This is a genomic window from Streptomyces sp. NPDC058534 (assembly GCF_042717365.1).
In the GTDB taxonomy this organism is placed as follows: domain Bacteria; phylum Actinomycetota; class Actinomycetes; order Streptomycetales; family Streptomycetaceae; genus Streptomyces.
Genome location: NZ_JBHXNW010000019.1, coordinates 1 through 11,318, shown reverse-complemented (window position 1 = coordinate 11,318; position 11,318 = coordinate 1). Strand labels below are relative to the sequence as shown.

Sequence of the window (11,318 nt, the reverse complement as noted above, 5' to 3'; positions counted from 1 at the left end):
GCGGTGTGGGCAGGGGCGCGGGGTCTGTCATGGAGAGGAGCCTCCTGATGCCAGCCCCGCACCCACACCCGCCCCACCCCAACCCCCCCCCCCACCACATGATGACCCAGGCCCGACAGGACCCGGGGGACGATCAGGCCTCGGCGGCCTCTTCGCCCTCGGTCTCGCCCTCGGCGGCGGGCTCCTCGACCTGCGCGGCCAGGACCTGCACCACGACGGCGTCCTCGTCGACGGTCAGCTTCACACCGGACGGCAGCTTGATGTCCCCGGCATGGATCGAGGCACCGGCCTCCAGACCCTCCACCGACACGGTGACCTGCTGCGGGATGTGCGTGGCCTCGGCCTCGACCGGCAGCGCGTCCAGGACGTACTCCAGCAGGAAGTTACCCGGGGCCAGCTCGCCCTCGGCCTGCACCGGAACCTCGACCTCGACCTTCTCGCCGCGCTTCACCAGCAGCAGGTCGACGTGCTCCAGGAAACCCTTGATCGGGTCACGCTGCACGGACTTCGGGATCGCCAGCTCGTTGGTCTTGCCGTCGATGCTCAGCGCGATCAGGACGTTCGGCGTACGCAGCGCCATCAGCAGGTCGTGACCCGGCAGCGTCAGGTGCAGCGGGTCGGAACCGTGCCCGTACAGAACGCCGGGAACCTTGTCGTCACGACGGATACGACGGGCGGCACCCTTGCCGAACTCGGTGCGCGTGCCGGCGGAGATCTTCACCTCGGACATGATCACTCCTCGTAGAGGTAGAAACGGACGTGGTCACCCGGCCACGAACGGCCTGCTACGAAGAGCGCGTCGATAACGGACCGCCATACGCACGCCTTCGAAAAGACGCGTACGGCCTCCCTCGCCGAGCAACTTCAGCAGTCTACTCGGAGGGGAAGGCCGCACCCAAAACGATCTCTACGATCTCTGCAGAACGGTTACTGCACGACGCTCACCGCACGACGCTCACTGCTCGTCGAACAGGCTCGTCACCGAACCGTCCTCGAACACCTCACGCACCGCACGCGCGATCGTCGGCGCGATCGACAACACCGTGATCTTGTCCAGCTCCAGCTCGTTAGGCGTCGGCAGCGTGTCCGTGAACACGAACTCGCTCACCTTCGAGTTCTTCAGCCGGTCCGCCGCCGGACCCGACAGCACACCGTGCGTCGCCGTCACTATGACATCCTCCGCACCGTGCGCGAACAGCGCGTCCGCCGCGGCGCAGATCGTGCCACCCGTGTCGATCATGTCGTCGACCAGGACGCAGATACGCCCCTTCACATCACCCACGACCTCATGCACCGTGACCTGATTCGCCACGTCCTTGTCACGCCGCTTGTGCACGATCGCCAGCGGCGCACCCAGACGGTCGCACCAACGGTCCGCCACCCGCACCCGGCCCGCGTCCGGAGACACCACCGTCAGCTTCGAACGGTCCACCTTCGCACCCACGTAGTCCGCGAGCAGCGGCAGCGCGAACAGGTGGTCCACCGGACCGTCGAAGAACCCCTGGATCTGGTCCGTGTGCAGATCCACCGCCAGAATCCGGTCCGCACCCGCGGTCTTCATCAGGTCCGCGATCAGACGCGCCGAAATCGGTTCACGCCCCCGGTGCTTCTTGTCCTGCCGCGCGTAACCGTAGAACGGCACGATGACCGTGATGGAGCGGGCCGACGCACGCTTCAACGCGTCGATCATGATCAGCTGCTCCATGACCCACTTGTTGATCGGGGCCGTGTGGCTCTGGATCAGGAAACAGTCCGCACCACGCGCCGACTCCTGATAACGCACATAGATCTCACCGTTGGCGAAGTCGAAGGCCTTCGTCGGGACGACCCCGATACCCAGCTGGTGGGCGATCTCCTCGGCAAGCTCGGGGTGGGCGCGGCCGGAGAAGAACATCAGTTTCTTCTCGCCGGTCGTCTTGATCCCGGTCACAGCACTGTCTCCTCAGAGGTTCGCAGCTGAGCGTCACGAGCGCTCTCCCGACTGGCCGCGGGGGCGTCTCAGCTGGTGGGGTGCGGATGTGCACTTATCACGGTACGCCGAGTTCGACGCGCCGGTTTCCGGTCAGTCTTCGCTTCCCGCCTCCCGGGACACGGCCTCGGCCGCCTTCGCCGCCGCGCTCCCCGGACGCTTCCGAGCCACCCAACCCTCGATATTCCGCTGCTGGCCACGGGCCACGGCCAGCGAACCGGGCGGCACGTCCTTCGTGATCACCGAACCGGCGGCGGTGTAGGAACCGTCCCCGACCGTGACAGGAGCCACAAACATGTTGTCCGAACCCGTACGGCAGTGAGAACCGACCGTCGTGTGGTGCTTGTCCCGCCCGTCGTAGTTCACGAACACACTCGCGGCACCGATGTTGGTGTACTCGCCGATCGTCGCGTCACCCACATACGACAGGTGCGGGATCTTCGTCCCCTCACCCACCGACGCGTTCTTCGTCTCGACGTACGTACCCACCTTGGACTTGAGACCCAGACGGGTCCCCGGCCGCAGATAGGCGAACGGACCGACCGACGCCTGCGGACCCACGTCCGCACCGAACGACACGGTGTTGTCCACCCGCGCCCCCGCCCCGACCCGGGTATCCGTGAGCCGCGAGTTCGGCCCCACCTCGGCCCCCTCCGCGAGATGCGTCGCACCGTGCAACTGCGTACCCGGGTGGACGACGGCATCCTGCTCGAACGTCACCGTCACGTCGACCCACGTACTCGCCGGATCGACGACCGTCACGCCGGCCAGCATCGCCCGCGTCAGCAGCCGGTCGTTGAGGATCCGGCGGGCCTCGGCGAGCTGCACACGGTTGTTGATCCCCGCGATCTCCCGGTGGTCACCGGCCACGGAGGCACCGACGCGATGACCGGCCTCGCGCAGAATCTCCAGGACGTCCGTCAGGTACTCCTCACCCTGACTGTTGTCCGTCCGCACCTTCCCCAGCGCGTCGGCGAGCAGCCGCCCATCGAACGCGAAGACACCGGAGTTGATCTCCCGGATCGCCCGCTGCGCCTCGGAGGCGTCCTTGTGCTCCACGATCGCGGTGACGGCACCGGTGGCCTCCTCCCGCACGATCCGGCCGTACCCCGTCGCGTCGGGCATCTCGGCCGTCAGCACGGTCACGGCGTTCCCGTCGGCGGAGTGCGTGGTCGCGAGGGCCCGCAGCGTCTCGCCGGTCAGCAGCGGGGTGTCGCCGCAGACCACGACCACGGTCCCGTCCACGGCGCCGCCCAGCGCCTCAAGACCCATCCGCACCGCGTGCCCGGTGCCGTTCTGCTGCTCCTGCACGGCGGTGCGTACCTCGGGGGCGACCTCGGCGAGGTGCGCGGTGACCTTCTCGCGGGCGTGCCCGACGACGACGACCAGGTTCTGCGGGTCCAGCTCACCGGAGGCGGCGAGCACGTGCCCCACGAGGGACCGGCCGCACAGCTCGTGCAGGACCTTGGGTGTGGCCGACTTCATACGGGTGCCCTCACCCGCTGCGAGAACGACGACGGCTGCCGGGCGAATGGCGCTCACGGGATGCCCTTCGGCTTTTGGGGGTGGGGACATCCGCAGGATACCGGGGCGGTTTGCGGGGGGCATGAGTGCGGGCCCTGACCGTGTGGTCAGGGCCCGGAAGCGACAGCTCCCCCATCAGGATTTGAACCTGAACTTAAGGGACCAAAACCCTCAGTGCTGCCTGATTACACCATGGGGGATGAAACTCGACTAAACCGGACATTTGGTTAGGTCGCCGAGTCGGCACCCAACACTATGCCGCACCAAGAGCCTTCGATGCGACGGTAGAGGTCGGCGCTCTTGAGGACTTTGATCACGAGGCACCCGCGGTAGGAGTCTCCTACGTTCTTGCGCACCGTCTTGGGGTTGTGCCGCTTGAGCGTCGTCTTGTTGAAGGCGCTGCGATCGGCGCCGACGAGTTCGGCCCAGAACTGCTCCGCGCCCGCCACGTCGGCGTTCTCGTGGATCATGACTGTGAACCGGAGGCGCTCGTGTTCGACTTCGAGCAGGTCGAGCCATGCCAGAAAGACTTTGATCATGCCGGGGTCGCTGTTGACGAAGACGACGTTCTCGCGGCGGTCGTACGGCTTGTCCTTGCCTCCTTCAGCCCAGTACAGGCCGACGCCCACCAGAAAGAGTTCGCGGGCCGAAAGTTCGCCGATGGCCAGCTTGGCCGCCTCCTTGGTTTGCTGCCGCTCTTCGTCCTGGGTGTTACGAAGGCGCGCGAGTCCTGCCCGCATCAGCGTCTGCTGCTCCTGTTGCGTGTATCGGGGCTCGGGTTTCGGTAGGTCCCTCACCCAAAGCGACACCGAGCTCCTGGAGCAGCCCAGTTCGGCCTCGATCTGGTCGTACGTCCAGCCCTGGATGCGAAGCTCGCGCGCTTTGGCCCTGACGTCGTCCTTCGCGTTCGGGCGTTTGGTCCAGGTCGGCGGGGGCTCTCCCTTCACCAGTTGGTTGAGGATGTCGTTGTTGAAGACCTTCAACTCGTCGCGGATCTGTCGAAGGCTGTACCCCTCGCGCCGCAGCGCCACCGCCCGCTCCCGCAAGCCCTCGAAGTCCGCGTACTTGTTCTGTGAACGTGCCATGGGCATACCGTCCGGCCGGAATCCTCGCCTCCGGCACCGAATGGCGTGGGGTTCACCAGTTCGAGGGATATCGCGTCCTATCGTTTGTCGAAAGTCACCGGAAATGGGGCGGCTCGCGCCCGTAGGCTGGAGGCATGACCACGACGGGGGAAGACCACGTGCCGGCCCGGGGTGGGCCTTGGTGGTGGGACAGGCGGCGCGGCGCGGTGCTCGATGTGAGCCTCGGTGCGGCGTCCGCGTTGGAGTGCGCGGCGGAGGGGGTTCCGTTCGCGCGGGACGCCGGGATTCCGTTGGCGGTGGGGGTCGTCTTCGGGCTGCTGGCCGGCTCGGTGCTGGTGGTGCGGCGCAAGTGGCCGATCGCGGTGGTGCTGGTGGCGATCGCCGTCACGCCGGCCGAAATGGGCTTCCTGATGGGGGTCGTCGGCCTGTACACGCTGGCGGCGTCGGAGTTGCCGCGGCGGATCATCGGGTCGCTGGCCGGGATGTCGCTGCTGGGGACGTTGATCGTGACGTTCGTGCGGTTGCGGCAGGACCTGGCGCGGGACGGTGTGGATTTCGGGGACTGGTTCCTGCCGTTCGCGTCGATCGCGACGTCCCTGGGGATGACCGCCCCGCCGTTGCTGCTTGGCCTGTACGTGGGGCAGCGGCGGCGGTTGATGGAGAGCCTGCGGGAGCGGGCGGACTCGCTGGAGCGGGAGCTCCAGTTGCTCGCCGAGCGGGCGGAGGAGCGCGCGGAGTGGGCGCGGGGCGAGGAGCGGACGCGGATCGCGCGGGAGATGCACGACGTGGTGGCGCACCGGGTGAGCCTGATGGTGGTGCACGCCGCCGCGTTGCAGGCGGTGGCCCGGAAGGATCCGGCGAAGGCGGTGAAGAACGCCGCGCTCGTGGGGGACATGGGGCGGCAGGCGCTGACGGAGTTGCGGGAGATGCTCGGTGTGCTGCGCAGCGGTGGGGACGGTGCGCGTGCGGAGCGGGCGTCGGTGCCGTTGGCGGCGGTGGGCGTGGCGGCGGCCGCGGCGGCGTCGCGGGCGGCGGGGGACGGGGGGTCGTCGCCGGACGGTCCGTGTCTGTCCGAGCTGGACGAGTTGATCGGGCAGTCGGAGGCGGCCGGGATGGTCGTGAACCTGTCCGTGGAGGGGGAGGAGCGGGTGTACGCGGCGGAGGTGGAGGCGACGGCGTTCCGGGTGGTGCAGGAGGCGCTGACGAACGTGCACAAGCACGCGGCGGGTGCGAAGACGTATGTGCGGCTGGCGCACCGGGTGTCGGAGATCGCGATGCAGGTGGAGAACGAGCCGCCGCCCGAGGCCGCGGCGTCGGCGCGGTTGCCGTCGGGTGGCAACGGGCTGGTGGGGATGAAGGAGCGGGTGGCGGCGCTCGGGGGTGTGTTCGTGTCGGGGCCGACGGACGCGGGGGGTTTCCGGGTGTCGGCGGTGATTCCGGCGTCGTAGAAGTGCGACGCGCCCCGGCGTCAGCCGGTGGTGAGGCGGGTCGGCTGGGTGCCGGCGACGAGCGCCGCGAGGGCGGTGTCGATGTCGGGCCCGAGGTACCAGTCGCCGGTGTGGTCGAGGGCGTAGACGCGGCCCTCGGTGTCGATGGCGATGAGGGCCTGGCTGTCGGTCTCGGTGCCGAGGGGGCAGGTCTGGGTGTCGAGTGCGCGGCCGAGGTCGCCGAGGGTGCGGGCCATGTGGAGGCCGTGCAGGGGGTCGAGGTGCAGGGTGGCGGGGGCGATCTGGCGGCCGGGACCCGTGGGGGCGAGGTGGAGGCCGCCGAATTCGGCCCACGCCTCGACGGCGGCCGGGAAGACGGTGTGGCGGTGTCCGGCGGGTGAGGTGTGTTCGCGCAGGGTGTCGGCCCAGATCTCGGCCTGTTTGATGTCCCAGCGTCCGGGCTGCCAGCCGGCGTCGCGCAGTGCGGCGTCGACGGGGACGGGGAAGCGGGTGGTGGACGTGCGGTCGGCTTGCATCGGCCCTTGGTTCTTTTCGTCGGCTCTGGCGGCTCGGTCGTCGGCGTCGGTGGCCGGCGGGTCAGTCGTCGCTCGTCGTGGGGTTGACGACGCGGACGCCGAAGTGGGCGCTGAGGGCGGTGCAGGCGCGGCACGGTGCGGCGAAGCTGCCGTGGAGGGGGTCGCCGTCCTCGCGGATGCGGCGGGTGGTGAGTTTGGCGTGTTTGAGTGCTTTGCGGGCTTCGCCGTTGGTCATGGGTTTTCGTGCGGCGCGTTTGCTGCGGGTGGCGTCGGCGGTGGCCAGGTGCCGTGAGATGAGGATGGTCTCGGCGCAGCGGCCGGTGTAACGGTCGCGTTGGCCGCTGGTGAGGGTGTCGAGGAAGTCCTGGACGAGATGGTGCAGAGCGGGCGGCGCGTCGGCGCGGGTGGCCGTGCCGGTGAGGGTGGTGCCGCGCACGGAGAGGGCGGCGGCGACGGTCGGGAGTATGCCGTCGCGGCGGTGCTGGAGGGCGGGGGCGAGCTGGGCTTCGGCGCTGCTCCAGCCGATACGGGGGTCGCCGCCGCGGGGGTCGTCGGGTCGCCCGGTGGCGGGTCCCGTCTGTGTCGCACTCATGATCATTTTCCCCTCCTGTGCATCCCCCGGAAGGTCACAGAGTGCCAAATCCCGTGGCTGCTGGGGAAGCTGGGGCTTGGCGACACGCCCGGGTATGGGCGGTGGGTCACGGGAGGGTGACGGCAGGTCACGGAAGCGGAGGCCGGCGTGTCGGGTGCGGGGTCCGGCGCCGGTGACCCCTCTCGACGTACCGCATAGGCTGTCGGCACCGCGAATGCGTGCGGTGACCAGACAGTGCAGACAGATCAGACAGACGCCGCAGGGGGCAACCGCCATGACTACAGGTCGGCTCGGGCAGCGAGCCGCGCCGCCGAACGCGGCCTATGCCGGGCAGGTCGTGCATTTCCCGGATCCGGTGCGGGCGTCCCGTCACCCGCGAGGGGTACGGGTGGACGAGGGCGGCTATCCCGTCTTCTCGCCGTACGCCCGCGCGGTGGCGGAGATCGCGGAGCCGCCCGTGGGGTTCGGCGTCGACGAGTTGCGGCTGACGGACTACGTGTCGGCCAACGCGGCGCTGTCCGCGTCGGGGCACGAGCTGTGGGACACGGTGCCCGCGGTGGCGACGCCGCACGGCTGGACGTGGCACCACGTGGCCGGTTCGCGCCGCATCGAGCTGGTGCCGGTCGAGGTGAAGGCGCTGCTGCGGCACCACGGCGGCATCGCGACGGCGGCCGTGGAGCAGGGCAAGCGCGGCACCAGGCCGTTGCAGGAGACGCGTCCGGCGCACTTCGGGCTGCCGAAGTCGGGCGTCGCCGTGTCGGAGCAGCAGGTGCAGGGTGTCGAGGAGGACCTCGGCTACCGGCTGCCGGGCGCGTACCGGTCGTTCCTGAAGGCGGCGGGCGGCTGCGCGCCGGTGGGCACGGCGCTGGACGCGGAGCTGGGGCTGCTGGTCGACCAGCCGTTCTTCACGGTGCGTGAGGAGGCGGCGGTCAACGACCTGGTCTATGTCAACAAGTGTCTGCGGGACCACCTGACCAAGGACTATCTGGGTGTCGCGTTCGTCCAGGGCGGTCTGCTCGCGGTGAAGGTCAAGGGCGACCGGCTCGGTTCGGTGTGGTTCTGTGCCTACGACGACGTGCGGGACGTGGATCCCTCGGTGCCGCCCGCGGACCGGGTGGAGCGGCTGCTGATGCCCTGCGGCGAGGACTTCGACGTGTTCCTGTCGCGGCTGGCGGGGTCCCCGCCGGAGCTGGAGACGGTGGCGAACCTGATGGTGGACGGCGGTTTCGCGCACGCGGTGCCCGCGACGCCGGCGTCCGTAGGGGAGTGAGCTGACGATGGTGACGTTCGCGCAGGCGCAGGAGCGCGCGGAGGAGTGGGTCAACGGCGAGCTGCCGGTGTACCAGCACCGTGAGGTGCGGGTGCGGGAGTTCGATCTCGGGTTCGTGGTGTGGGCCGAGGACCGTGCGGACGGCCCGCGTTCGGACGGTGGTGCGCAGCGGCTGGTGATCGCCCGGGACAGCGGGGAGGCGACGCTGTGGCCGGGGCTGCCGGTGGGTGAGGTGATCCGCCGGTACGAGGAGGAGTACGGCCGTTCCGACGAGGCCGAGGAGTCGCAGCCGGCGCCCGCCGCGCGGGTGGACCTGAACCAGACGTCGTTCCTGCTGAGTCCGCCGGAGTGGTTGCAGGAGGCGGCGGACAAGCTGGGGATTCCGGACCGCCGGCGTGGGGATCACGACAGCGGCACCGGGGACTCCGGTGCTTCCGGTTCCGGTTCCGGTTCCGTGTCCGGTGCGGGCGCGCCGCTTCCCGAGACGCACGCCGGGGTGCCGTCGGCCCCCGCGGGGTGGTCGGGTGACGCGGCGGGCAGCGGTGCGGCGTGGCCGGCCGCCGCGTCCAGTGGTGACGGTGGCTTCGGGACGGGCGCGGGTGCGTCCGGTACCGCGTCCGGTACGCCGGGTGCTCCTGCCGGGGCGACGCCCTGGGCGGGGACGGACACCAACGCGGACGCCGGTGAGGACCGTTCCGTACCGCTGCCGCAGACCGTGTTCTCGCCGCCGCTGAGCGGTGCCGACAACGACACGCCGCCGCCCGCGACGCCGGACGCCAGGACGGCGCTGATGTCGGGGGGCAGTTCGCTGCCGCCGACGGCGCTGTCGCCCGCGCTCGACTACCCGAACGCGTCGGCCGGGCCCGCCGGTCCGGGTGTGCCCGCCGCGTCGGCCCAGCCGCTCGCGCCGAACGCCGGGGACATCGCCGACGCCGCGACCAGCAAGGCGGCGCCGCCGCCGCGCCGTGGCACTGGTCCGACCACGCCGCCTCCGCCCGGTGCCCCGGGTGTGCCGGGCGGACGGCCGGGGAGTACGCCGCCGCCGTCGGGGACGCCTGCGCCGGGTACACCGGCCGGGGGCTACGTGCCGACGCAGTTGGTGTCCTCGCTCGGGCCCGAGGGTCCGGGCGGACCAGGTGGTCCGGCTGGACCGGGTGCACCAGGTGGTCCGGCTGGACCGGGTGGACCGGGTGCACCGGGTACGCCGCCTCCGCCGGGCGCGCCGCAGCCCCCGGCCGCACCGGGGACGCCGCCCGGTACGCCCCCCGGTCCGCAGGCGCCGGGTACGCCGCCCCCGCCGAGCGCTCCGAGCGCTCCGGGCGGGACGCCGCCGGGCGGCATGCACCACGCCGCCACGATGCTGGCCGACCCGGGCCGCACGGGCGGCGGTGCGCCGCAGCCTCCCGGTCCTCCCGGTCGCCCCGGTGCCCCCGGTGCCCTCGCAACTCCTGGCGCTCCCGGCGTTCCCGGCGCTCCTGGGGCCCCCGGTGCGCCGGGCGCACCCGCCGGTCCGGGGACGACGCCGCCTCCGCCCGCCGCTCCGGGGGTGCCCGGCGCGCAGGGCTCCTCGGGCGGCGCGGGCGGTGCCGTGCACCATGCGCAGACCGTGCTGGCCGCGCCCTCGCTCGGCGGCCCCGGTGGAGTCGGCGCGCCTCCGCCGCCGCCCGGCGCTCCGGGGGTCCCCGGGGGCGGGCAGCCGATGCCGCCCGGTGCCATGCCGCCGCCCGGGCAGCCGATGCCCGGTCAGCCGCAGGCGTACGGCTATCCGCAGCCGCCCGCCGGTCAGCCGACCGTCGGTCCGGGCTACCAGGCCGTGCTCCGCTACCGCGCCCAGGACGGTTCCGAGCAGCAGCTGATCCGGCGTTCGGCGCCGGGCACGCCGCACCCGGAGTGGCAGATGTTCCACGAGCTGCGCTCCATGAACGTCCCGCCGGACCAGGTGCTGGAGCTGCACACCGAGCTGGAGTCGTGCGAGCTGCCGGGCGCGTACTGCGCGCGGATGATCCGGGAGCAGTGGCCGCAGGCGCGGATCACCTCGATCGCGCCGTACGGCACGGACCACGCGAGCCGGCAGCAGGGCATGCGGCAACTGCTCGCGCACCAGGGCGAGCTGCACCAGGTGGCCGACGGGCCGGCCCGTCCGGCGCCGGTGCGGGCGCCGCTGCAGCAGGTGCAGCCCGTGCCGCCGGTTCCGCCGGAGGCGATCGGGCAGGAGCTGGGCGGCGCGTTCGGTCCGGGGGTCTTCCGGTTCGAGCAGGCCGCGGTGTCCCGGCAGGGCGTGCCGCCGGTCGTGGCGCACACGCTGGTGGCCGCGGGTCTGCCGACGGACATGGGGCCGTTCTTCTGGGCGCAGGCCCAGCCGGGGCGCCCGGTGCCCACGCTGGCGGAGCTGGCGGGCGAACGGGGGGTGCAGCCGGCCTCGGACGCGGGTTCGTACCTCGTCGTGGGCAGCGACTTCGGCCGCGCGATCTGTGTGCAGTACGGCACCGCGGCCATCGTGGCCGTGCCGGTGGAGGCGGGTCCTGGCGGTGCGCCGGTGCCGCCGCAGTTCGTGAACTCGGGGCTGCCGGAGTTCGCGCGCTCGCTGGCGCTGCTGGGCCGGATGTGGCGGCTCAGGTTCGGTCTGAACCAGGAGCAGGCGGGCCGCTGGACCGTCGACTTCCAGGCGCAGCTGGCCGCGCTGGACCCGGCGGCGCTCGGCTCGCCGGAGAGCTGGTGGTCGGTGCTGCTGGAGCAGATGTGGGACGGACTGCTTTGAATCCTCCCCTACCTGAAGGGGGAGGGGATTCCTGGCTCAGGCTGCCTCCTGGAGCGGCGCTCCAGGAGGTCTTGTGCCATCGGCACCAGCCGGGTTGAGACCAGCCCGGACGAGCATGACGCGTGCGGAGTTCTTGTCCCGTGGGGACGCGGTTCCG

9 protein-coding genes and 1 pseudogene are annotated in these 11,318 nt (G+C 71.2%); 3 read left to right on the top strand and 7 right to left on the bottom strand.

Going from position 1 to position 11,318, the window contains the following annotated elements:
- Positions 1-133: 133 nt before the first annotated feature.
- The 4 genes from ACFWR9_RS14315 to ACFWR9_RS14300 form a co-directional block, all read right to left on the bottom strand.
- Positions 134-730, bottom strand: coding sequence for a 50S ribosomal protein L25/general stress protein Ctc (locus ACFWR9_RS14315; protein ID WP_383840750.1), 597 nt, complete (start codon positions 728-730; stop codon positions 134-136).
- A gap of 225 nt (positions 731-955) precedes the next feature.
- Positions 956-1,930: a ribose-phosphate diphosphokinase gene (locus ACFWR9_RS14310; RefSeq protein WP_125494724.1), complete on the bottom strand. Its 975-nt coding sequence runs from the start codon at positions 1,928-1,930 to the stop codon at positions 956-958.
- A gap of 132 nt (positions 1,931-2,062) precedes the next feature.
- Positions 2,063-3,511: a bifunctional UDP-N-acetylglucosamine diphosphorylase/glucosamine-1-phosphate N-acetyltransferase GlmU gene (gene glmU, locus ACFWR9_RS14305; RefSeq protein WP_383840746.1), complete on the bottom strand. Its 1,449-nt coding sequence runs from the start codon at positions 3,509-3,511 to the stop codon at positions 2,063-2,065.
- 209 nt (positions 3,512-3,720) lie between these two features.
- On the bottom strand, positions 3,721-4,578 hold the full coding sequence (locus tag ACFWR9_RS14300; protein WP_383840743.1) for a helix-turn-helix domain-containing protein: 858 nt from the start codon (positions 4,576-4,578) through the stop codon (positions 3,721-3,723).
- 134 nt (positions 4,579-4,712) lie between these two features.
- Between ACFWR9_RS14300 and ACFWR9_RS14295 the strand changes: the two genes are divergently transcribed.
- Positions 4,713-6,026 carry a sensor histidine kinase gene (locus ACFWR9_RS14295; protein ID WP_383840739.1) on the top strand — a complete coding sequence of 438 codons (1,314 nt, stop codon included), beginning with the start codon at positions 4,713-4,715 and terminating at the stop codon, positions 6,024-6,026.
- Positions 6,027-6,046: 20 nt separating this feature from the next.
- Here the strand turns inward: ACFWR9_RS14295 and ACFWR9_RS14290 are convergent, their stop codons facing one another.
- Positions 6,047-6,541, bottom strand: coding sequence for an SUKH-3 domain-containing protein (locus tag ACFWR9_RS14290; protein ID WP_383840735.1), 495 nt, complete (start codon positions 6,539-6,541; stop codon positions 6,047-6,049).
- 61 nt (positions 6,542-6,602) lie between these two features.
- Positions 6,603-7,133, bottom strand: a complete 531-nt coding sequence (locus ACFWR9_RS14285; protein ID WP_383840732.1) for a YwqJ-related putative deaminase — start codon at positions 7,131-7,133, stop codon at positions 6,603-6,605.
- 274 nt (positions 7,134-7,407) lie between these two features.
- Here ACFWR9_RS14285 and ACFWR9_RS14280 point away from each other — a divergent pair, with 274 nt between their 5' ends.
- On the top strand, positions 7,408-8,403 hold the full coding sequence (locus ACFWR9_RS14280; RefSeq protein ID WP_383840729.1) for an SMI1/KNR4 family protein: 996 nt from the start codon (positions 7,408-7,410) through the stop codon (positions 8,401-8,403).
- 7 nt (positions 8,404-8,410) lie between these two features.
- Positions 8,411-11,161 carry an SUKH-4 family immunity protein gene (locus ACFWR9_RS14275; protein WP_383840726.1) on the top strand — a complete coding sequence of 917 codons (2,751 nt, stop codon included), beginning with the start codon at positions 8,411-8,413 and terminating at the stop codon, positions 11,159-11,161.
- Positions 11,162-11,197: 36 nt separating this feature from the next.
- On the opposite strand, the pseudogene ACFWR9_RS14270 reads toward ACFWR9_RS14275, so the two are convergent.
- Positions 11,198-11,318, bottom strand: a pseudogene (locus tag ACFWR9_RS14270) (RNA-guided endonuclease TnpB family protein); the annotation flags it as partial.